Annotated in this window: 21 protein-coding genes and 3 tRNA genes; 4 read left to right on the forward strand and 20 right to left on the reverse strand. The window is 61.3% G+C overall.

What is annotated here, in order from left to right; genetic code table 11:
- Positions 1-4: 4 nt before the first annotated feature.
- The 17 genes from C4N04_RS00555 to C4N04_RS00635 all read right to left on the reverse strand — a co-directional run bounded on the left by C4N04_RS00555 (position 5) and on the right by C4N04_RS00635 (position 15,251).
- On the reverse strand, positions 5-1,516 hold the full coding sequence (locus C4N04_RS00555) for an NADH-quinone oxidoreductase subunit M (RefSeq protein WP_038688211.1): 1,512 nt from the start codon (positions 1,514-1,516) through the stop codon (positions 5-7).
- Positions 1,516-3,516 (reverse strand): NADH-quinone oxidoreductase subunit L, encoded by a 2,001-nt coding sequence (gene nuoL, locus C4N04_RS00560; RefSeq protein WP_106795245.1) that lies wholly within the window; start codon positions 3,514-3,516, stop codon positions 1,516-1,518. Before nuoL ends, C4N04_RS00555 begins: the two co-directional genes overlap by 1 nt.
- A 7-nt stretch (positions 3,517-3,523) precedes the next feature.
- Positions 3,524-3,832, reverse strand: coding sequence for an NADH-quinone oxidoreductase subunit NuoK (gene nuoK, locus C4N04_RS00565; protein ID WP_003587269.1), 309 nt, complete (start codon positions 3,830-3,832; stop codon positions 3,524-3,526).
- A gap of 23 nt (positions 3,833-3,855) precedes the next feature.
- Positions 3,856-4,470: an NADH-quinone oxidoreductase subunit J gene (locus C4N04_RS00570; RefSeq protein WP_039619113.1), complete on the reverse strand. Its 615-nt coding sequence runs from the start codon at positions 4,468-4,470 to the stop codon at positions 3,856-3,858.
- Between the two features lie 142 nt (positions 4,471-4,612).
- Positions 4,613-5,104: an NADH-quinone oxidoreductase subunit NuoI gene (nuoI, locus tag C4N04_RS00575; protein ID WP_004680064.1), complete on the reverse strand. Its 492-nt coding sequence runs from the start codon at positions 5,102-5,104 to the stop codon at positions 4,613-4,615.
- Between the two features lie 40 nt (positions 5,105-5,144).
- Positions 5,145-6,188 (reverse strand): NADH-quinone oxidoreductase subunit NuoH, encoded by a 1,044-nt coding sequence (gene nuoH / locus C4N04_RS00580; RefSeq protein WP_038688207.1) that lies wholly within the window; start codon positions 6,186-6,188, stop codon positions 5,145-5,147.
- Between the two features lie 12 nt (positions 6,189-6,200).
- Positions 6,201-8,282: an NADH-quinone oxidoreductase subunit NuoG gene (gene nuoG, locus C4N04_RS00585; RefSeq protein WP_106795246.1), complete on the reverse strand. Its 2,082-nt coding sequence runs from the start codon at positions 8,280-8,282 to the stop codon at positions 6,201-6,203.
- A 224-nt stretch (positions 8,283-8,506) separates the two neighbouring features.
- On the reverse strand, positions 8,507-9,208 hold the full coding sequence (locus C4N04_RS00590) for an NADH-ubiquinone oxidoreductase (protein WP_039619109.1): 702 nt from the start codon (positions 9,206-9,208) through the stop codon (positions 8,507-8,509).
- A gap of 2 nt (positions 9,209-9,210) precedes the next feature.
- A complete protein-coding gene (gene nuoF, locus C4N04_RS00595; protein ID WP_038688201.1) occupies positions 9,211-10,515 on the reverse strand; it encodes an NADH-quinone oxidoreductase subunit NuoF in 1,305 nt (434 codons plus the stop codon).
- Between the two features lie 10 nt (positions 10,516-10,525).
- The gene (locus C4N04_RS00600) at positions 10,526-11,692 is read right to left on the reverse strand and encodes an NADH-quinone oxidoreductase subunit E (protein WP_106795247.1); all 1,167 of its coding nucleotides are present in this window, start codon (positions 11,690-11,692) and stop codon (positions 10,526-10,528) included.
- A 16-nt stretch (positions 11,693-11,708) separates the two neighbouring features.
- A complete protein-coding gene (locus tag C4N04_RS00605; RefSeq protein WP_038688197.1) occupies positions 11,709-11,981 on the reverse strand; it encodes a hypothetical protein in 273 nt (90 codons plus the stop codon).
- Entirely contained in the window at positions 11,981-13,171 is a 1,191-nt protein-coding gene (locus C4N04_RS00610; RefSeq protein ID WP_039619107.1) for an NADH-quinone oxidoreductase subunit D, read from the reverse strand. The genes C4N04_RS00605 and C4N04_RS00610 overlap by 1 nt, the downstream gene beginning before the upstream one ends.
- A 66-nt stretch (positions 13,172-13,237) precedes the next feature.
- Positions 13,238-13,840 (reverse strand): NADH-quinone oxidoreductase subunit C, encoded by a 603-nt coding sequence (locus tag C4N04_RS00615; protein WP_077993347.1) that lies wholly within the window; start codon positions 13,838-13,840, stop codon positions 13,238-13,240.
- An 18-nt stretch (positions 13,841-13,858) separates the two neighbouring features.
- Positions 13,859-14,443, reverse strand: a complete 585-nt coding sequence (locus C4N04_RS00620) for an NADH-quinone oxidoreductase subunit B (RefSeq protein ID WP_077993345.1) — start codon at positions 14,441-14,443, stop codon at positions 13,859-13,861.
- Positions 14,434-14,799 carry an NADH-quinone oxidoreductase subunit A gene (locus C4N04_RS00625; protein WP_010055493.1) on the reverse strand — a complete coding sequence of 122 codons (366 nt, stop codon included), beginning with the start codon at positions 14,797-14,799 and terminating at the stop codon, positions 14,434-14,436. Before C4N04_RS00625 ends, C4N04_RS00620 begins: the two co-directional genes overlap by 10 nt.
- Before the next feature lie 247 nt (positions 14,800-15,046).
- Positions 15,047-15,123: transfer RNA gene (locus C4N04_RS00630), tRNA-Asp, on the reverse strand.
- A 51-nt stretch (positions 15,124-15,174) separates the two neighbouring features.
- Positions 15,175-15,251: transfer RNA gene (locus C4N04_RS00635), tRNA-Asp, on the reverse strand.
- 412 nt (positions 15,252-15,663) lie between these two features.
- On the opposite strand from C4N04_RS00635, the gene C4N04_RS00640 reads away from it, so the two are divergent.
- Both C4N04_RS00640 and C4N04_RS00645 read left to right on the forward strand, forming a co-directional pair.
- Positions 15,664-15,739 (forward strand) — tRNA-Val (locus C4N04_RS00640).
- Positions 15,740-16,031: 292 nt separating this feature from the next.
- Complete coding sequence (locus tag C4N04_RS00645; RefSeq protein WP_077993439.1) at positions 16,032-16,244, forward strand: hypothetical protein; 213 nt, start codon at positions 16,032-16,034, stop codon at positions 16,242-16,244.
- A gap of 31 nt (positions 16,245-16,275) precedes the next feature.
- Here C4N04_RS00645 and C4N04_RS00650 read toward each other — a convergent pair whose 3' ends face one another.
- Together C4N04_RS00650 and C4N04_RS00655 are read right to left on the reverse strand one after the other, a co-directional pair.
- On the reverse strand, positions 16,276-16,824 hold the full coding sequence (locus C4N04_RS00650; RefSeq protein WP_009994648.1) for a glutathione peroxidase protein: 549 nt from the start codon (positions 16,822-16,824) through the stop codon (positions 16,276-16,278).
- A gap of 137 nt (positions 16,825-16,961) precedes the next feature.
- Positions 16,962-17,321: a hypothetical protein gene (locus C4N04_RS00655; RefSeq protein ID WP_009994650.1), complete on the reverse strand. Its 360-nt coding sequence runs from the start codon at positions 17,319-17,321 to the stop codon at positions 16,962-16,964.
- A gap of 165 nt (positions 17,322-17,486) precedes the next feature.
- Here C4N04_RS00655 and C4N04_RS00660 point away from each other — a divergent pair, with 165 nt between their 5' ends.
- Positions 17,487-18,092 carry a class I SAM-dependent methyltransferase gene (locus C4N04_RS00660; protein WP_106795248.1) on the forward strand — a complete coding sequence of 202 codons (606 nt, stop codon included), beginning with the start codon at positions 17,487-17,489 and terminating at the stop codon, positions 18,090-18,092.
- Here C4N04_RS00660 and C4N04_RS00665 read toward each other — a convergent pair.
- Positions 18,089-18,499, reverse strand: a complete 411-nt coding sequence (locus tag C4N04_RS00665; RefSeq protein ID WP_009995411.1) for a cupin domain-containing protein — start codon at positions 18,497-18,499, stop codon at positions 18,089-18,091. The genes C4N04_RS00660 and C4N04_RS00665 overlap by 4 nt on opposite strands.
- A 250-nt stretch (positions 18,500-18,749) precedes the next feature.
- On the opposite strand from C4N04_RS00665, the gene C4N04_RS00670 reads away from it, so the two are divergent.
- On the forward strand, positions 18,750-19,736 hold the full coding sequence (locus C4N04_RS00670; protein WP_077993335.1) for an aldo/keto reductase: 987 nt from the start codon (positions 18,750-18,752) through the stop codon (positions 19,734-19,736).
- The last annotated feature ends 246 nt before the right edge of the window (positions 19,737-19,982 follow it).

Raw genomic sequence — 19,982 nt, forward strand, 5'->3', positions numbered from 1 at the left:
GTCATCATTTCATAGACAGCGCAACATTCTGCGCTGCGTGCACGGCGGCCGTGTAGTTGTTGACCAGCAGATCCACCGAGGCGGCCGTCGCATCAAAGACCGGAGCCGGGTAAACGCCGAAGAAGATGGTCAGTGCGACCAGCGGGTAGAGGATCAGTTGTTCACGTCTGGAAAGATCGAGCAGCGCCTTCAGCTTTTCCTTCTCCAGCGCACCGAAGATCACCCGGCGATAGAGCCAGAGCGCATAGGCGGCCGAGAGAATGACGCCGGTGGCGGCAAAGAGCGCGACCCAGGTGTTGACCCGGAAGACGCCGATCAGCGTCAGGAACTCGCCGACAAAGCCCGACGTGCCGGGAAGCCCGACATTGGCCATGGTGAAGACCATCATGGCGACGGCATATTTCGGCATGTTGTTGACGAGGCCGCCATAGGCGTTGATCTCGCGGGTATGGGTGCGGTCGTAGACGACGCCGACACAGAGGAAAAGCGCGCCCGAGACGATGCCGTGCGACAGCATCTGGAAGATCGAGCCTTGGACGCCCTGCATGTTGGCGGCGAAGATGCCCATGGTCACGTAGCCCATGTGCGCCACCGAGGAATAGGCGATCAGCTTCTTGATGTCGTCCTGCATCATTGCCACCAGCGAGGTGTAGATGATGGCGATGACGGACAGGGCGAAGACGAGCGGCGCGAAATAATCGGACGCCACCGGGAACATGCCGAGCGAGAAGCGGATGAGACCGTAGCCGCCGAGCTTCAGCAGCACGCCGGCCAGGATCACCGAGCCTGCCGTCGGCGCTTGGACGTGCGCATCCGGAAGCCAGGTGTGGACCGGCCACATCGGCATCTTCACCGCGAAGGAGGCGAAGAAGGCAAGCCATAGCCAGGTCTGCAGCGCCGGCGGGAACTTGTAGGCGAGCAGCGCGGTGATATCCGTCGTTCCGGCCTGCCAGTACATCGCCATGATGGCGAGCAGCATCAGCACCGAGCCGAGCAGCGTATAGAGGAAGAACTTGTAGCTCGCATAGACGCGATCCTTGCCGCCCCAGACGCCGATGATCAGGAACATCGGAATGAGGCCCGCTTCGAAGAAGACGTAGAAGAGCACGATATCGAGCGAGACGAAGACGCCGACCATCATCGTTTCGAGGATGAGGAAGGCGATCATGTATTCCTTCAGGCGCTTCTCGATCGAGAGCCAGCTCGCCAGCACGCAGAAGGGCATGAGGAAGGTCGACAGGATGACGAACAGCATCGAGATGCCGTCGACGCCGACATGGTAACCGATGCCGGTGCCGAGCCAGTCAAACTTCTGGATCATCTGGAAGCCCGGATTGGCATTGTCGAAACCGATCCAGATGAAGAGCGATACGATGAATGTGAACACCGTGGTGATCAGCGAGATCCACAGCACGTTCCTGCGGCCGCTCTCGCTCTCGCCGTTCATCAGCAGCAGGAGCACCACGCCGACGAGCGGCAGGAAGGTGACCGTTGAAAGAATAGGCCAATCGGTCATCAGAAGGAACTCCCGAGCATCATCCAGGTAACGAGCGCCGCAATGCCGATCAGCATGGCGAAGGCATAGTGATAGAGGTAACCGGTCTGCAGGCGGACGACGCGGTCGGTGACGGCGACGACGCGGGCGGCCACACCGTTCGGGCCGTAGGTGTCGATGACCCCGACGTCACCCTTCTTCCACAGGAAGCGGCCAAGCGCCCTTGCCGTGCGGACGAAGAGGAAGTCGTAGAGCTCGTCGAAGTACCACTTGTTCAAGAGGAAGTGGTAGAGAACCCGATGTTGCTTGGCGAGGACGCGCGGCGTCTGCGGCGAGCGGATATACATGTACCAGGCGGTGACGAAGCCGAGCACCATGGCGATGAACGGGCTCAAAGCCACCAGCGCCGGCACGTGGTGGAACTCTTCGAGGAGTTCGTTCTCGGCGCCGGTAAAGAGCGCCCCCTTCCAGAACTCGGCATATTCCTCGCCGTAGAACCGGCCTTCGAAGAGCACACCCGCCAGCACCGCGCCGATCGCCAGCAGATAGAGCGGCACCAGCATGACCTGCGGCGATTCGTGAACGTGGTGCATGACCTCGTGCGAAGCGCGCGGCTTGCCGTAGAAGGTCATGAAGATCAGGCGCCAGGAATAGAAGCTGGTGAAGAGCGCGGCGATGACCAGCAGCGAGAAGGCAAAGCCTGCCACCGGCGAATGCGAAGCATAGGTCGCCTCGATGATCACGTCCTTGGAGAAGAACCCGGCAAGGCCGAACGGCGTGAAGGGAATGCCGACGCCGGTGATCGCCAGCGTGCCGATGATCATCATCCGGAACGTCCACTTGATGTGCGGCCGCAGGCCACCCATGTAGCGCATGTCCTGCTCGCCATCGACGGCGTGGATGACCGAGCCGGCGCAGAGGAAGAGCAGCGCCTTGAAGAAGGCATGCGTGAAGAGATGGAAGATCGCCGCGCCATAGGCCCCTACCCCGAGCGCCACGAACATGTAGCCGAGCTGCGAGCATGTGGAATAAGCGATGACGCGCTTGATGTCGTTCTGCACGAGGCCGACGGTTGCCGCGAAGAAGGCGGTGATCGCACCGATCACGGTGACGACGACAAGCGCATCGTGCGACAGTTCGAAGAGCGGCGACATGCGGGCGACGAGGAAGACGCCGGCGGTGACCATGGTGGCGGCATGGATGAGGGCCGAGACCGGGGTCGGGCCTTCCATGGCATCCGGCAGCCAGGTGTGCAGCAGGAATTGTGCCGACTTGCCCATGGCGCCCATGAAGAGCAGCAGGCAGATGCCGGTCAGCGCATGTGCCTTGTCGAGCTGCATGCCGAAGAGGTTGAGGATCACTTCGCTCGCCTCGCCGCCGCCTTCATGCGGAGCGAAATTCGAGGCATTAGCGAAGATCGTGTCGAGATTGATCGAGCCGAACAGCACGAAGACGCCGGCAATACCGAGCACGAAGCCGAAGTCGCCGACGCGGTTGACGATGAAGGCCTTCATCGCCGCAGCCGTCGCCGACGGCTTCTTGAACCAGAAGCCGATCAGCAGATAGGAGGCGAGACCGACTCCTTCCCAGCCGAAGAACATCTGCGCCAGATTGTCGGCCGTCACCAGCATCAGCATGGCGAAGGTGAAAAGCGAGAGATAGGCGAAGAAGCGCGGGCGATGCGGATCGGTGTGCATATAGCCGATCGAATAGACGTGAACCAGCGTCGAGACCGTGTTGACGACGATCAGCATGACCGAGGTCAGCGTGTCCACCCGCAGCGACCAGGAGACATCGACGCCGCCGGACTGAATCCAGCGCAGCACCTCGACCTTGATCGGGCCGCCTTCGGCGTGGCCCATGCCGACGGTGAAGAAGACGTACCAGGAGAGGATGGCGGCGATGATCATCAGCCCGCTGGTGACATATTCCGAAGCCTTGGCGCCGATGGCGCGGCCGAACAGGCCGGCGACGATCGCACCGATCAAGGGAAGAAAGACGATAGCCTTATAGAGGAACATGAGCCACTCAGCCCTTCATCATATTGACGTCTTCGACCGCGATCGAGCCGCGGTTGCGGTAGAAGACAACGAGAATTGCAAGACCGATCGCCGCCTCGGCAGCCGCCACCGTCAGGATGAACAGCGCAAAGACCTGTCCGACGATGTCGTTCAGGAAGGAGGAGAAGGCGACCATGTTGATGTTGACGGCAAGCAGGATCAGTTCGACCGACATCAGGATGACGATGACGTTCTTGCGGTTCAGAAAGATGCCGAAGACGCCGAGCGTGAAGAGGATGGCGCTGACCGTCAGGTAGTGGGAAAGACCGATGACCATGTTCTTTGTTCCTTGACCTGCCTTTAGACGCCCTGCCCGGGCTTGACCGTAACCACCTCGACGGCGGTGGCGGGTGTGCGGGCAACCTGCCTGGGGATGTTCTGCCGCTTGATGTTGGTGCGGTGCCGGAGCGTCAGGACGATGGCGCCGATCATGGCGACCAGCAGAACCAGACCGGCAATCTGGAAGAAGTAGACGTAATTGGTGTAGAGCACGTCGCCGAGGGCGGCCGTATTGGTGCGCTCCGTTAGCGCCGGGATCGGCATGGCGACTGATTTGGCGATCTCGGGCGAGATGACGCTGCCGCCGATGACGACGATCAGCTCGGCAGCGAGAATGATCCCGATCAGCCCGCCGATCGGCGCATATTCGAGAACCCCTGCCCTCAATTCGGTGAAGTCGATATCGAGCATCATCACCACGAAGAGGAAGAGGACGGCGACGGCGCCGACATAGACAACCAGCAGGATCATCGCCAGGAATTCGGCACCGAGCAGCAGAAACAGGCCGGCCGCGTTGAAGAACACCAGGATCAGGAACAGTACCGAGTGAACAGGGTTCTTCGCCCAGATGACCATGAACGCCGACGCCACCGCGACAAAGGCGAAAAGATAGAAAAATAGAGCCTGCAGACCCATGTTGGTGCCTTTTTCATCTTCCCCGGGCAGCCGGGAGTTTTTCTGCCCGATAGAGCTTTCGCCGGTGCTGTCCGGCAAAGCTCCTGTGCATATTGACCGCGACAGGAGCAGCAGAGCTCCGTCGCGGCATTACAAAACCGAATCAGCGGTACGGCGAGTCGATCGCGATATTGCGGGCGATTTCGCGCTCCCACCGGTCTCCATTATCGAGAAGGCGCGCCTTGTCGAAATAAAGCTCTTCGCGGGTTTCCGTCGCAAATTCGAAATTCGGACCCTCGACGATCGCGTCGACCGGGCAGGCTTCCTGGCAGAAGCCGCAATAGATGCACTTCACCATGTCGATGTCGTAGCGCACGGTGCGTCGTGTGCCGTCGTTGCGGCGCGGACCGGCCTCGATGGTAATGGCCTGGGCAGGACAGATCGCTTCGCAAAGCTTGCAGGCGATGCAGCGTTCCTCGCCGTTCGGATAGCGGCGCAGTGCATGCTCACCGCGGAAACGCGGAGAGACCGGACCCTTTTCGAAGGGGTAGTTGATGGTCGCCTTCTGGCGGAAGAAATAGCGCATCGACAGAAAGAACGCGCCAAAGAATTCCTTGAGGAACAGCGAGTTGATGGAGCTGGACAAGCTTGCCATCTTCAACCTCCAATTTTGCCGGAAACGAGAGCGGGCGTCATCAAGCCCATCCCATCAGCTTCAGCACGAATGCAACGATGATGACCATGGCGAGCGACAGCGGCAGGAAGACCTTCCAGCCAAGGCGCATGAGCTGGTCGTAGCGGTAGCGCGGAACGAAGGCCTTGACCATCGCGAACATGAAGAACACGAAGCAGGCCTTCAGCGTGAACCAGATGATTCCGGGGACCCAGTTGAGGATCCAGATATCGACCGGGGGCAGCCAGCCGCCCAAAAAGAGGATCGTCGTCAGCGCGCACATCAGGCAGACGGCCGCATATTCACCGAGCATGAACATCATGTATGGCGAGGAGCCGTATTCGACCATGAAGCCGGCGACGAGTTCCGATTCGGCTTCCGGAAGGTCGAATGGCGGACGGTTCGTTTCGGCTAGTGCCGAAATGAAGAAGATGATGAACATCGGGAACAGCGACAGCCAGTGCCAGTCGAGGAACGAGGCAGGCAGGCCGAGCATGGTGCCGAGGCCGGTATGCTGTGCATTGACGATGTCGGTCAGGTTCAGCGAGCCGACGCAGAGAAGCACGGTGACGATGACGAAGCCGATCGAGACTTCGTAGGAGACCATCTGTGCGGCCGAGCGCAGGGCGCCGAGGAAGGGATACTTCGAGTTCGAAGCCCAGCCACCCATGATGATGCCGTAAACCTCGAGCGAAGAGATCGCGAAGATATAAAGGATGCCGACATTGATGTTGGCAATCACCCATCCGTCGGCGAGCGGCACCACCGCCCAGGTGGACAGTGCGAGCAGCACCGTGACCAGCGGGGCGAGCAGGAAGACCGCCTTGTTGGCGCCGGCCGGAATGATCGGCTCCTTGAAGACGAACTTCAGAAGGTCGGCGAAGGACTGGAACAGGCCGAAGGGGCCGACAACGTTCGGGCCGCGGCGCAGCTGCACGGCCGCCCAGATCTTGCGGTCGGCGAGCAGCACGTAAGCGATGAAAACGAGCAGGCAGACGAGAAGCAGCAGCGACTGACCGATCATGATGATCGCCGGCAAGACATAGGTCGAAAAGAAAGAATCCATGGTCCCCTGCCCTTACTCTGCCGCGACTTTGAAGTTGTTGCGGGCCAATGCCGAGCACTCGGCCATGACAGCCGAGGCCCGCGCTATCGGGTTCGTCAAATAGAAGTCTTTGACCGGCGACGCAAACCCTGACTTGTTCATCTTGCCGGCTTTTTTCGCAACTGCGGCAATTTGGGCGCTATCGGTTTCGGCGATCTCGTCGATGGCGGCGAAATGCGGGAAAGCGGCATAGAGCCGGCCACGCAATTCATTCAGCGAATCAAATGGAAGCTTCTTGCCGAGCACGTCGGAAAGGGCACGGATGATCGCCCAATCCTCGCGGGCGTCGCCCGGCGCAAAGCCTGCGCGGTTGCCCATCTGAACGCGGCCCTCGGTGTTGACCCAGGTGCCGGACTTTTCGGTATAGGCTGCGGCCGGCAGGATGACGTCGGCATGATGGGCGCCGTTATCGCCATGCGAGCCGATATAGACGGTGAGCTTGGCCTTCTTGGCGCTGAAGTCGAGTTCGTCGGCGCCGAGCAGGAAGAGCACGTCCATCGCCGTCAGCATTTCAGCGGCATTGACGCCCTTGGCACCCGGCACGAAACCGAGGTCGAGGCCGCCGACGCGCGAGGCGGCGGTATGAAGGACGGCAAAGCCGTTCCAGCCTTCGACAACCGCGCCGACCGAACCGGCAAGCTTGGCGACGCTGGCAAGGACGCCGGCGCCATCGCTGCGCGACAGCGCGCCCTGGCCGATGATGATCATCGGCTTGGCGGCGGTCTTCAGCACGTCGGCAAAGGCGTGTGTGCCGTCGACCACATCCTTCAGCGTGTCCGGACCGGCGCCGAGGTAGTCATAGCTGTAACGCAGCTCGCCCGGCTCGCCGATGACGCCGATCGGGAATTTGCCACGGCGCCAGCGCTTGCGGATACGGGCATTGAGAATGGCCGCCTCGAAGCGCGGATTGGCGCCGATGATCAGCAGCGCGTCGGCCTGGTCGATGCCTGCGATGGTCGGGTTGAAGAGGTAGCTTGCACGGCCGAGCGACGGATCGAGTGCCGCCCCATCCTGGCGACAGTCGAGATTGGCCGAGCCGAGGGAATTCACCAGTTCGGACAGCGCATACATTTCCTCGACGGAAGCAAGATCGCCGGCGATCGCGCCGATCTTGTCGCCCGAGGTGGCGCCGACGGCGGCCTTGATGGCGCCAAAAGCCTCGGCCCAAGTCGCCGGCTGCAGGCGGCCGTCGCGGCGGACATAGGGCCGGTCGAGGCGCTGGGTCTTAAGACCGTCCCAGATGAAACGGCTCTTGTCGGAAATCCACTCCTCGTTGATCGCCTCGTTGACGCGCGGCAGAATACGCATGACTTCGCGGCCGCGGGTATCGACCCGGATCGCCGAACCGACGGCATCCATGACGTCGATCGATTCGGTCTTGTTCAATTCCCAGGGGCGAGCGGTGAAGGCGAATGGCTTGGAGGTGAGCGCGCCGACCGGGCAAAGGTCGACGACGTTGCCCTGCAGTTCGGAGGTCATCGCCTGTTCGAGATAGGTGGTGATCTCGGCGTCTTCGCCGCGGCCGATCAGGCCGAGTTCGGAAATGCCGGCGACCTCGGTGGTGAAGCGGACGCAGCGCGTGCAATGGATGCAGCGGTTCATCACCGTCTTGACCAACGGGCCGATATACTTGTCCTCGACGGCGCGCTTATCTTCCTGATAGCGCGAGGTATCGATGCCGAAGGCCATCGCCTGGTCCTGCAGGTCGCATTCGCCGCCCTGGTCGCAGATCGGGCAATCGAGCGGATGGTTGATCAGCAGGAATTCCATCACGCCTTCGCGAGCCTTCTTGACCATCGGCGTGTTGGTGAAGACCTCCGGCAGTTCGCCGTTCGGGCCGCCGCGGATATCGCGCACGCTCATGGCGCAGGAAGCCTGCGGCTTCGGCGGGCCGCCCTTCACTTCGACAAGGCACATGCGGCAGTTGCCGGCAACCGACAGGCGCTCGTGGAAGCAGAAGCGCGGAACCTCGGCCCCGGCGTCTTCGCACGCCTGCAATAGCGTGAAATGATCGGGAACTTCGATCTCGTTGCCGTCAATCTTCAGTTTTGCCATCGTCGCTCAGTCCTGTTTCCCGTTTGCCTGATGACGGCAAACAAACCTGTTTTTTGCAACAGTCTCAGTGCCAAGCCGGATCTTTCGTCCTGCTGGCAGCTGATGTTGCCCAAATTCTCTATTGCGCGTTCCAGGTTCGGAACCCGCATCGGCATCTGCAGCTTGAGGCCCCCGCCCCCGCGCCGTTCTGCCCTTTCTCCGGCCGATCGATCCGGCCGGACAGTTCATTTCCTTCTGCGCCCGCGCCCTGCCAAGATTTTCGCCTGGCCGGTCCAGTCGTCGCGGCCGATGCGGCCGTTGAAGCCAAGCTCGCCGTCGAGCCGGGCGATGTCCTCGTCGGTCCAGGCGGCAATCTCGGCAAAGCTGCGAATGCCCTTGGCGTTCAGCACCTGCTCCAGCTTCGGGCCGATGCCGGCAATCAGCTTCAGATCGTCGGCCTTGGCAGCCCGCGCAACCGGTTTTGCCTTGACGGCCGGCTTCGGCTGGCTCGCCGGCGCCGGCTCGCTTGCCTGGATCGGCGCGCTGTCGGGCTTGACCACCGTCAGTCTCGGCCCGGCTTTCTTCTCGGCAGCAGGCTTCTCCGCAGCAGGCTTGGTGAACGCCTTGACGGCCGGACGGATATTTTCTGGCCGGATATCGACTTCCGGCGCCGGCTCCTCCGGCGGCGTGTCGTCGAGAGCGGCAGCTACCTTGCCGGTCGTTTCCAGAGCGCTCTGGAAGGCTCCGAAAAAGGCGCCCGCCATCTGCGTCGAGAACCCGAAGCCGATCGCCGTTGCGGCGGCAAAGGCTGCGGCGGGATGCGCCATCAACGGATGCACCGGCATCGCCCGTGCGTTTTCCAGCATCTCGGCGGCAAGACGGCCGAAGCCGGCCGCGAAATCGGCACTCTCTTCCTTCTTCCCACTTTTCGATGCCTTGTCCGTCATGATTATTCAGCCGCCTCCAGAACCGCGCCGTGGTCGAGCGCGCTTGCCGTATACTGGTCGATGCGCTTTTCGATCTCGGGACGGAAGTTACGGATCAGACCCTGCACCGGCCATGCGGCGGCGTCGCCGAGCGCGCAGATGGTGTGGCCTTCGATCTGCTTGGTCACCTGGAACAGCATGTCGATTTCGCGCTTCTGGGCATTGCCCTTGGCCATGCGTTCCATCACCCGCCACATCCAGCCGGTGCCTTCGCGGCAGGGCGTGCACTGGCCGCAGCTCTCATGCTTGAAGAAGGCGGAGATGCGGGCGATCGCCTTGATGACGTCGGTGGACTTGTCCATGACGATCGCGGCGGCCGTCCCGAAGGAAGAGCCGACACCGCGCAGGCCGTCGAAATCCATCGGGCAGTCGATAATGTCCTTGGCCGGAACGATCGGGCAGGATGCACCGCCCGGAATGACGGCGAGCAGATTGTCCCAGCCGCCGCGGATGCCGCCGGCATGGCGGTCGACCAGTTCGCGGAAGGTGATGCCCATTTCCTCTTCGACGGTGCACGGCTTGTTGACGTGGCCGGAGAGCATGAACAGCTTGGTGCCGACATTGTTCGGACGGCCGATGGAGGAAAACCAGCCTGCGCCGCGGCGCAGGATCGTCGGCGCAACGGCGATCGATTCGACGTTGTTGACCGTCGTCGGGCAGCCGTAGAGGCCCATATTGGCCGGGAATGGCGGCTTCAGGCGCGGCTGACCCTTCTTGCCTTCGAGGCTTTCGAGCAGCGCGGTTTCCTCGCCGCAGATATAGGCGCCGGCGCCGTGATGGACGAAGATGTCCATGTCCCAGCCGAGCTTATTGTTTTTGCCGAGCAGGCCGTAGTCATAACATTCGTCGATTGCCGCCTGCAGCGCTTCGCGCTCGCGGATATATTCGCCACGCACATAGATGTAGGCGGCATTGGCGCCCATGGCGAAGCTCGCGATCACGCAGCCTTCGATCAGCGTATGCGGATCGTGGCGCATGATGTCGCGGTCCTTGCAGGTGCCGGGCTCGGATTCGTCGGCGTTGACAACGAGGTAATGCGGGCGACCGTCGCTTTCCTTCGGCATGAAGGACCATTTCAGGCCCGTCGGGAAGCCGGCGCCGCCGCGGCCGCGAAGACCGGATGCCTTCATCTCGTTGATGATCCAGTCACGGCCCTTTTCGAGGATCTGCTTGGTGCCGTCCCAGTGGCCGCGGCTCATCGCGCCCTTCAGGGACTTGTCCTTGAGGCCGTAGATGTTGGTAAAGATGCGGTCTTTATCTTGTAACATGCTTCACCTCTTACCGCGGCTTCTTGCCGAAGACCTTGATATATTCCGCTTCGCCGCCCTTGGCGAGCGCCTTGGCCTGCTTGACCCAGTCGTCGCGCTCGATTCGGCCGCGGAAGTTCAGGTAGCCGTCGACCCATTCGCGTTCGGCCTTCTTCCAGCCCGCGACCTGCGAGAAGGTGAAGATGCCGATGTCGTTCAGCGTCGCCTCGATCTTCGGGCCGACGCCGGAGATCATCTTCAGATCATCCGGTGCGGCGGGCTTTTCGATACCGGCAGGACGGTTCTTGTCGGTGAGCGCAGGCTTTGCCGCCGGGGCGGCTTCGGCTTTGGCAGCAGGCGCCGGCGCCGGTTCGGCGGGCGCCGTGCCGGAAACCGGCTGCTGCTCGGCTGCCTTGGCATTCCTGGCCGCCGCCTTCGGCGCCGTTGCCGGCGTCTTCAGGGCCGCATTGGTCTCGGCATCGGTGCTTTTCGGGCGGGCGGCCTCCGACGGCGGGACCGGAGCGCCATCGACCGGAGCCGATACGCTTTCGGTATCGGCCTTCTTGGCGCGCGTCCTTGCCTTCGGCTCTTCCGTCGTCAGGGAAGTCGGGCCGCCTTCCGGCGCCGAGAATATGCGGTCGATCTGGGTGCCCGGCTTGATGCTCGCGCCGTTGCCGGCGGCGAAGGTATCGATGATCTCTTCGAGACGGGCCGGCGTCAGATCCTCATAGGTGTCCTTGCCGATCATCACCATCGGGGCGTTGACGCAGGCGCCAAGACATTCGACCTCTTCCCACGACAGCGTGCCTTCGGCATTGCGCTCGAAGGGATGGGCATGGATCTTGCTCTTGCAGACCGACATCAGCGCTTCCGAGCCGCGCAGCATGCAGGGCGTCGTGCCGCAGACCTGCACATGGGCGCGCGTGCCGACGGGGTGCAGTTGGAACTGCGTATAGAAGGTCGCGACCTCGAGCACTCTGATATAGGCCATGTCGAGCATGTCGGCGATCTTTTCGATCGCTGCGCGCGTGACCCAGCCGTCCTGCTCCTGCGCCCGCATCAACAGCGGGATAACCGCCGACTGCTGGCGGCCGGCGGGGTATTTCTGGATCGTCTTGTCCGCCCAGACCGCATTTTCATCGCTGAAAGCGAATGCGGCAGGCTGAAATTGATCTTCGGCTAATCGACGAACGGACATTCTTCCTCACGCCTTGTCAGTTTAGGGTTCCACACCGCGAAGCGGTCAAAGACTGCATTTCGCAGGCATAGGCCGACTGGTCTTTCTGCATAAATACGACGAATTTGCTGCCATTCGGGATGGCAGCCTTGATCTGATAGCCCTTGGACAAAAGCTCGCCCATGGACGCTTGCGCCGCCGGCGGCGTCACTTCCTTATGGCCCAACGGCGTGCCGAGGGTGTCGGCCTCCTGAGCCGAAACCCCGGATGCCGAAAGAAGGAGAGCGACGGCAAGCGGCAGACGCTGCATCAGCGGTCCACCTCGCCGAAGACGATGTCGAGCGAGCCGAGCACGGCTGCGACGTCGGCAAGCTGGTGGCCGCGGCACATGAAGTCCATCGCCTGCAGATGCGCATAGCCGGGCGCGCGGATCTTGCAGCGATACGGCTTGTTGGAGCCGTCGGAGACGAGATAAACGCCGAACTCGCCCTTCGGCGCTTCAACCGCGGCGTACACTTCACCGGCCGGAACATGGTAGCCCTCGGTATAGAGCTTAAAATGGTGGATCAGCGCTTCCATCGAGCGCTTCATCTCGCCGCGCTTCGGCGGCACGACCTTGCCGTCGATCGACGAGAAAGGACCGGTCTTGGCATCCGAGAGCAGACGGTTGACGCATTGCTTCATGATGCGGACAGATTCGCGCATCTCGATCATGCGGATCAGGTAACGGTCATAATTGTCGCCGTTCTTGCCGATCGGAATGTCGAATTCGAGATCGGAATAACATTCGTAAGGCTGGGCACGACGCAGATCCCAGGCAGCGCCCGAACCGCGCACCATGACGCCGGAGAAGCCCCAGGCCCAGCAGTCTTCCAGCGAAACGACGCCGATATCGACGTTGCGCTGCTTGAAGATGCGGTTGCCGGTCAACAGGTTGTCGATGTCGTCGAGCGCCTTCAGGAAGGGATCGCACCAGTCGCCGATATCCTGCACCAGCTTTTCCGGCAGATCCTGATGGACGCCGCCCGGACGGACATAGGCGGCATGCATGCGCGAGCCGCTGGCGCGCTCATAGAACACCATCAGCTTTTCGCGCTCTTCGAAGCCCCAGAGCGGCGGCGTCAGCGCGCCGACGTCCATGGCCTGCGTGGTGACGTTCAGGAGATGCGAGAGGATGCGGCCGATCTCCGAATAGAGCACGCGGATCAGCTGGCCGCGGATCGGGATGTCGATGCCGAGCAGCTTTTCGACGGCCAGGGCATAGGCATGCTCCTGGTTCATCGGCGCGACATAATCGAGTCGATCGAAATAGGGCACGGCCTGAAGATAGGTCTTGGTCTCGATCAGCTTCTCGGTGCCGCGGTGCAAGAGGCCGATATGCGGATCGACCCGCTCCACAATTTCGCCGTCAAGCTCCAGGACAAGACGAAGAACGCCATGCGCCGCCGGATGCTGCGGTCCGAAATTGATGTTGAAGTTGCGGACGTTATGTTCGGTCATGGCGATGGGCTCGCGTTCTCAGATAACCAGTGAGTGGCAGGCACAAGCCCACCAGCCGCCTTCAGTTTATTGCTTCGCTTTTTCGTCGCCGGGCAGCACGTATTCAGTACCTTCCCAGGGCGACATGAAGTCGAAGTTGCGGAATTCCTGTTTAAGCTCGACCGGCTCGTATACGACGCGCTTTGCAGCATCGTCGTAACGGACTTCGACGAAACCGGTCGTCGGAAAGTCCTTGCGCAGCGGGTGGCCTTCGAAGCCGTAGTCGGTCAAGATGCGGCGCAGGTCCGGATGACCGGTGAAGAGAACGCCGTACATGTCCCAGGTTTCGCGTTCGAACCAGTCAGCACCCGGATAGACGGCGCAGGCGGACGGCACCGGGGTATCCTCATCGGTCGCGACCTTGACGCGGATGCGCAGGTTCTGCTTCGGCGACAGCAGATGATAGACGACGTCGAAGCGCAGTTCGCGCTGCGGCCAGTCGACCCCGCAAATATCGATCAGGTTGACGAAACCGCATTTGGCATCGTCACGCAGGAAGGTCAAAAGCGGGATCAGGTTTTCACCCGTCGCCGTCAGCGTCAGCTCGCCATACTTCATCTGCGATGCGGCGATCAGATTGCCGCGCGCTTCGCCAAGATAGGACGCAAGCTCAGTCAGGGCTTCACTCATATGCCTTGTCCTTAACCCTTAGCGTTCGATCGTGCCGGTGCGCCGGATCTTCTTCTGCAGCAGAAGCACGCCGTAGAGCAGCGCCTCCGCCGTGGGGGGACAGCCCGGCACGTAGATATCGATCGGCACGACGCGATCGCAGCCGCGCACCACGGAATAGGAATAGTGGTAGTAGCCGCCACCATTGGCGCAGGAGCCCATCGAGATAACGTAACGCGGCTCGGGCATCTGGTCGTAGACCTTGCGCAGAGCGGGTGCCATCTTGTTGGTCAGCGTGCCGGCGACGATCATCACGTCGGACTGACGCGGCGAGGCGCGCGGCGCAAAACCGAAGCGCTCGACGTCATAACGCGGCATCGACAACTGCATCATTTCGACGGCGCAGCAGGCAAGGCCGAAGGTCATCCACATCAGCGAGCCGGTGCGGGCCCAGTTGATCAGCTCGTCGGTCGAGGTGACGAGGAAACCCTTGTCGGCGAGTTCGTTGTTGATCTCGCCGAAGAAGGCGTCATTGCTGCCGATCGGCTTGCCGGTCGAGGGATCGATGATCCCCTTCGACTGCCGGGCAACGAGCGGCTGATTGCTCACAGGGGTCACTCCCATTCCAGGGCTCCCTTTTTCCATTCATAGATAAAGCCGATGGTCAGCACGAGGAGGAAGACCATCATGGACCAGAAGCCGAACCAGCCGATGGCGCCGAAGGAAACGGCCCAGGGGAAGAGGAAGGCGACTTCGAGGTCGAAGATGATGAAGAGGATCGACACGAGATAGAAGCGGATGTCGAACTTCATGCGGGCGTCGTCGAAAGCGTTGAAGCCGCATTCGTAAGCCGAGAGCTTTTCCGAATCGGGCGCTTTGAAAGCCACGGCGAACGGCGCAATGAGCAGCGCCAGGCCGATGACAAGCGCGATAGCAATGAAGATAGCGATCGGAATATAGGAACTGAGCAGTTCAGTCATCATGTTCATCCTTGCTTGCCGGAGGCGCCAGGCGGCGCATTTGGGCAATTGCCCGGCAAGCGAACGTGCGTTGCAACAAGCCGTGGTTAGCGCAGCCGAAGCCCCGGCGCAAGACTTTTACAGAGGCAATTCGACGCGTCGCGCGCGGACATTATCAAGCAGATGCAACGATGTCGCGACAAATCCGCAGAAGCTGATTCAAGCTGCATGCCTGACCCCTGGAAACTGCATGGCTATCGGAAGAGAATGGCGCGAGTGACGGGGCTCGAACCCGCGACCTCCGGCGTGACAGGCCGGCACTCTAACCGACTGAGCTACACCCGCGCATAGTGGACGAAAGAGCCGGACGGCGGCGATTTGTCGCCTTTTTTGAAATGGCGCGAGTGACGGGGCTCGAACCCGCGACCTCCGGCGTGACAGGCCGGCACTCTAACCGACTGAGCTACACCCGCACTTCATTTCAAGCAATCCGGATGCCTTCGCACCCTCACCAAAACGGCTGCCCGTTTCGATGAGCGGCTAACTACGGGGTTCGTCTTTTAGTGTCAAGCAGGTTTGGAGACAAAACCATGACAGTCGTTGAATTGTTTCGGCAAGACCCATGCGGGGAGAATGAAAAGCCGGCAATTTCGTTTGCCGCTGCGGCACGGAGCCCGATCGAAGCCGACGACCCGGTCGAAGCCGTGATGCCTGCCACCTTCCCCTCCCCTTTATCCACAGCCGGCTGTGCCCAACCGCGACGGCAAAGGACAGGACTGACGCCAAAAAAATCAAAAATTCTTCACAAACACTCTTGCGGTTTTGCCGCGATCCGCATAGATCACGGCCACCAACGCGGCAGGCCGATCCGGCTTCGCTCGCGATGGGCGATTAGCTCAGTTGGTAGAGCGCCTCGTTTACACCGAGGATGTCGGGAGTTCGAGTCTCTCATCGCCCACCATTTTCTCTCCTGTCCGATCAATACCTAAGTCATATCGCGGGCTCGCAGACCGACGCTCGGCGCTCCTTCGTACCCACTTTCGAGGTGGATTCGGGGAAGACATTTCGCCCCAGAACAGCGCGACGTCCGGCAGATTCTGATGCGTTCGCCGTCTGAGACCTCCACCAGAACGGACTACTCCCGCTGCTGAGGCACCTCCGATTGGGCGAATGGATGGGAGGCGGCAAAAGTGGGAATATTCGCCGCCCGGAAAGTCTCCGCGCTTGAAGGTTTCTCACGCCTGGGGGGTGCCATGAGGACTCTCATCTCCGCATTGACGCTATGCATCGCGATTGCCGTTGGCGCGCCAAGTCCCACCTATGTCAGCCTGCCTGGCTATGCATTCAAGACGAAGCCGAACTGCCAGCGCCACAAACCAAAGGCGCGCTTTGACGCGAGATGCGACTGGCCGAGATTGGGCTTCAAGGACTTTACGCCTCCGATGGTGACCGTGCTTGGTATCTGAAGACGTTCAGCGCCTGGCAGCCCGAGGGCATTCATCCCTTTGCCAGTTCCTTATCCACTGCCGAAACCAGCCGCGAATCATCTGCCGTCACGTCAGGCGCGAAGCGGGCGACGACTTTACCGTCGCGGCCGATCAGGAATTTTTCGAAGTTCCAGAGGATGTCGTCCTCGTCGCCAGCTGATATGCCGTGGGCTTTCAGCCGTTCGCGCATCGGGCCGTCGCCGGTGGTCTTCACGCCTGATTTGATCAGTTGCCGGTAAAGCGGGTGCTGGGTCTCGCCCTTGACCGAGATCTTCGAGAAGATCGGGAAGGTGACGTCGTAGGTGCTGGTGCAGAAATCGAGGATCTCGGCGTCGGTGCCGGGCTCCTGGCCCTTGAAATCGTTGGCGGGGAAAGCGGCGATGACGAAGCCGCGCTCGCGCTTTTCCCCGTAGAGCTTTTCGAGCCCCTCATATTGCGGCGTGAGCCCGCATTTCGAGGCGACATTGACGATCAAGAGCACCCTGCCCTTGTAGTCGTTGAGCGTGGTTTCACGACCATCCACTGATTTGACAGGAATATCCAGCACGTTCGCCGTCACGGGAACCTCCAATTTGGTGAGAAATTTCCGCAAACTTAGCGATATCGCCGCGATTGTCATCAGGCTCGGAATCACGCCGGCGTCAACAGAATGCGGATGCCGGTGCGGGCTCGCGGGCCGGCACCGGCTTGGACATATCAGGCGGGAGAGGTTTCCTTGACGTCGTCGAGCAGGAAATGCACGACGATATAATCCGTCTTGAAGTGGCGGCCGCTGTCGGAGACCGACTCGACGCTGCCGCCGTCCTTCGGATGCCAGGCGTGGTAGTGGGGATTGGTGGTGATCAGCGTGACGGCCTTGCCGGCCAGATTCCCTTCGCCCAGCCGGAAGCGCATCTCGGCGAGCGGCCAGATCCGCTCGTAATCCTCCATGGTGATGCGCGCCCTCAGCGCCTTCCGGTGCAACGGCGCTTCGCCGGCCTCGGCGGGTGATTCCAACATCACCTCCTCGGCTCCGTTGAAGACGGCGTTGAATTCTTCCGGCCACATGCGTCTCATGAAATCGCTCCTCCCGAGGCTTTTTCGTCGGTCCACGAATGAAACTTAGCGATTTGTCCGAAAGAAGCAAATTCCCGTCATGTGGTTGTCATCGAGGTCCCCTGCTCCTACGTTCCCCGCAGACCCGCATCTGGGCCGTCAACCGCCCGCAATCCGAGATCAGAGATGAAGACACGTGAAGAAAGGCAGGCGCTTAGGGCGAGCATGCCGCGCACCCCACTCAGCGCCCATCATATAGAAAACGCCCGCCTGTTGCCGGATCGCGGCGAGTTGCTCTACCGGATCCCGAATGGCGGCATCGGCGTCGAGGTGGGGGCCGCCTTCGGCGAATATACGGCGGAAATCCTGGAAAAGAACCGCCCGGCGCAGCTCTACCTCATCGATCCCTGGTCGATGGACCGCTACAGCTCCGGCCTCGATTCGATCCACACGCAATTCGCGGCCGAGATCGCGGCCGGGCGGCTGCACCTGATGCAGGGCACGTCTCTCGAAAAGCTGGCCGAATTCGAGGACGACTTTCTCGACTGGGCCTATATCGATACCGACCATTCCTTCGAACTCACCTGGCAGGAGCTGCTGCTCTGCGAAAGGAAAGTGAAGCGGACAGGGCGCATTGCCGGGCATGATTTCTGCACCGGCAATACGGTCAAGCCGATCGTCTACGGCGTCGTCGAGGCGGTCACCAAATTCTGCAAGGATTATGGCTGGCAATTCGAGTTCCTGACCGTCGAATCACATGCGCATTTTTCCTATTGCCTGAAACGGCTCTAACCGGCCGACACCGCGCCGGAATATTGCGCGTCGCTGACATGCTCCATCCAGTCGACATGTTTGCCGTCCAGCGCCTCGTGTATGGCGATATGCGTCATCGCCGTGTCCGGGCCAGCACCGTGCCAATGTTTTTCGCCCGGCGCGAACCAGACGGTGTCGCCGGCGCGAATCTCGCGGATGTCATCGCCCCAGCTCTGGGCAAGGCCCTTGCCCGAGGTGACGATCAGCGTCTGGCCGAGCGGATGCGTGTGCCAGGCCGTGCGGGCGCCGGGTTCGAAGGTGACGGAGGTTGCCCGTACCCGGGCGGGCGCCGGCGGCTCGATCAGCGGATCTTGGCGAACGGCGCCGGTGAAATAATCGGCCGGCGGTTTCATCGAGGGGCGAGAGCCGGCGGGTTTGATCTCCATGATTTTTCCTTTTCTATTCCATTGCGGTTGAAGCCTTGTAAGCTGACGATATTTCATCGAAGCGACCAATCAAGGCCGGATCGGCAATTGCCGCATAGTCGCCCGGCTGATAGGCCAATATCTTTCATCACCTAAAGCGCGTCGCATTGAACTTGGTTCATGCGACGCGCTTTAGTTCTTTGTTTTTACGCATGTCGTTATCCCGGAACCGCTGCACACTTCCGGACAACATGCATTGGGAGAATTTCTCATGAAACACCATGCTTTCGGACGTATGCCCTTCACCGTCACCAATGTCGGCTTCGGCGCCTGGCAGATCGGCGGCTCATGGGGCGATATCAGCGAAGCGGACGGGCGCGCGGCGCTGAATGCCGCACTCGACGCCGGCATGACCTTCATCGATACGGCTGACGTCTATGGCGACGGCCGCTCGGAAAAAATCATTGCCGACGTACTGAAGGCGCGCGGCGGCAAGCGCCCGATGGTCGCCACCAAGGCGGGCCGCCGCCTCAATCCGCATATCGCCGAAGGCTACAGCAAGGCCAATCTCGAAGGCTTCATCGACCGCAGCCTGAAAAACCTTTCCGTCGACAGCCTCGACTTGGTGCAGTTGCACTGCCCGCCGCGCGAAGTGTTTTACCAGCCGGAGGTCTTCGAAGGTCTCGACGCGCTGCAGACGGCCGGCAAGATCAAGGGCTACGGCGTCAGCGTCGAAAAGGTCGAGGACGGGCTGAAGGCTATCGAATATCCCGGCGTCGTCAGCATCCAGATCATCTACAACATTTTCCGCCAGCGCCCCGATCACCTGTTCTTCGCCGAGGCGCGCCGCAGGAACGTGGCGATCATCGCCCGTGTGCCGCTGGCAAGCGGCCTGCTCTCCGGCAAGATCACCCGCGAGACGCATTTTGCCAGCGACGATCACCGGAATTTCAACCGCCACGGCGAAGCCTTCGATGTCGGCGAGACCTTTGCCGGCGTGCCATTCGAGGTCGGCCTGCAGGCTGTGGAAGAGGTGCGCAAGCTGGTGCCCGCCGGCGGGACCATGGCCGCCTTTGCGCTGCGCTGGATTCTGATGAGCGACGCCGTCACCGTCGTCATTCCAGGCGCCCGCAATGGCGAACAGGCCAAGGCCAATGCGGCCGCCGCCGATCTGGCGCCGCTCTCGGCCGATGTCATGGCGGCAACACGCGAGATTTATGCGCGGTTGATCGCGCCGCATGTGCATCAGCGCTGGTAGGGTTGGAGCTGGGGGCTGCCGAAGCATCGGTGAGCCGACCTCGTCCTCACGCCTCTCCTTCTTCATGCGCGGCCTTGAGCCGAGCATGCACCCGCATGCGTGAGAGGCCGCGGCATGGATCCTCGGCTCAAGGCCGAGGATGACGAAGTGTGGGGAAGCGTCCATGCCAAACTCCGACGTCGCGGCACCACGCAAGCTATTGGAATTGCTACAGCATCTCGCCTCCTGCCGCCCGTCCCCCCCCAA

The organism is Rhizobium sp. H4 (genome assembly GCF_003013335.1).
GTDB lineage: Bacteria > Pseudomonadota > Alphaproteobacteria > Rhizobiales > Rhizobiaceae > Rhizobium > Rhizobium sophoriradicis.

Coding starts and splice junctions, on each gene's coding strand:
- C4N04_RS00555 (WP_038688211.1), bottom strand. CDS start 1,516: ATGACCGATTGGCCTATTCTTTCAACGGTCACCTTCCTGCCGCTCGTC.
- nuoL (WP_106795245.1), bottom strand. CDS start 3,516: ATGTTCCTCTATAAGGCTATCGTCTTTCTTCCCTTGATCGGTGCGATC.
- nuoK (WP_003587269.1), bottom strand. CDS start 3,832: ATGGTCATCGGTCTTTCCCACTACCTGACGGTCAGCGCCATCCTCTTC.
- C4N04_RS00570 (WP_039619113.1), bottom strand. CDS start 4,470: ATGGGTCTGCAGGCTCTATTTTTCTATCTTTTCGCCTTTGTCGCGGTG.
- nuoI (WP_004680064.1), bottom strand. CDS start 5,104: ATGGCAAGCTTGTCCAGCTCCATCAACTCGCTGTTCCTCAAGGAATTC.
- nuoH (WP_038688207.1), bottom strand. CDS start 6,188: ATGGATTCTTTCTTTTCGACCTATGTCTTGCCGGCGATCATCATGATC.
- nuoG (WP_106795246.1), bottom strand. CDS start 8,282: ATGGCAAAACTGAAGATTGACGGCAACGAGATCGAAGTTCCCGATCAT.
- C4N04_RS00590 (WP_039619109.1), bottom strand. CDS start 9,208: ATGACGGACAAGGCATCGAAAAGTGGGAAGAAGGAAGAGAGTGCCGAT.
- nuoF (WP_038688201.1), bottom strand. CDS start 10,515: ATGTTACAAGATAAAGACCGCATCTTTACCAACATCTACGGCCTCAAG.
- C4N04_RS00600 (WP_106795247.1), bottom strand. CDS start 11,692: ATGTCCGTTCGTCGATTAGCCGAAGATCAATTTCAGCCTGCCGCATTC.
- C4N04_RS00605 (WP_038688197.1), bottom strand. CDS start 11,981: ATGCAGCGTCTGCCGCTTGCCGTCGCTCTCCTTCTTTCGGCATCCGGG.
- C4N04_RS00610 (WP_039619107.1), bottom strand. CDS start 13,171: ATGACCGAACATAACGTCCGCAACTTCAACATCAATTTCGGACCGCAG.
- C4N04_RS00615 (WP_077993347.1), bottom strand. CDS start 13,840: ATGAGTGAAGCCCTGACTGAGCTTGCGTCCTATCTTGGCGAAGCGCGC.
- C4N04_RS00620 (WP_077993345.1), bottom strand. CDS start 14,443: ATGGGAGTGACCCCTGTGAGCAATCAGCCGCTCGTTGCCCGGCAGTCG.
- C4N04_RS00625 (WP_010055493.1), bottom strand. CDS start 14,799: ATGACTGAACTGCTCAGTTCCTATATTCCGATCGCTATCTTCATTGCT.
- C4N04_RS00645 (WP_077993439.1), top strand. CDS start 16,032: ATGAGGACTCTCATCTCCGCATTGACGCTATGCATCGCGATTGCCGTT.
- C4N04_RS00655 (WP_009994650.1), bottom strand. CDS start 17,321: ATGAGACGCATGTGGCCGGAAGAATTCAACGCCGTCTTCAACGGAGCC.
- C4N04_RS00660 (WP_106795248.1), top strand. CDS start 17,487: ATGAAGACACGTGAAGAAAGGCAGGCGCTTAGGGCGAGCATGCCGCGC.
- C4N04_RS00665 (WP_009995411.1), bottom strand. CDS start 18,499: ATGGAGATCAAACCCGCCGGCTCTCGCCCCTCGATGAAACCGCCGGCC.
- C4N04_RS00670 (WP_077993335.1), top strand. CDS start 18,750: ATGAAACACCATGCTTTCGGACGTATGCCCTTCACCGTCACCAATGTC.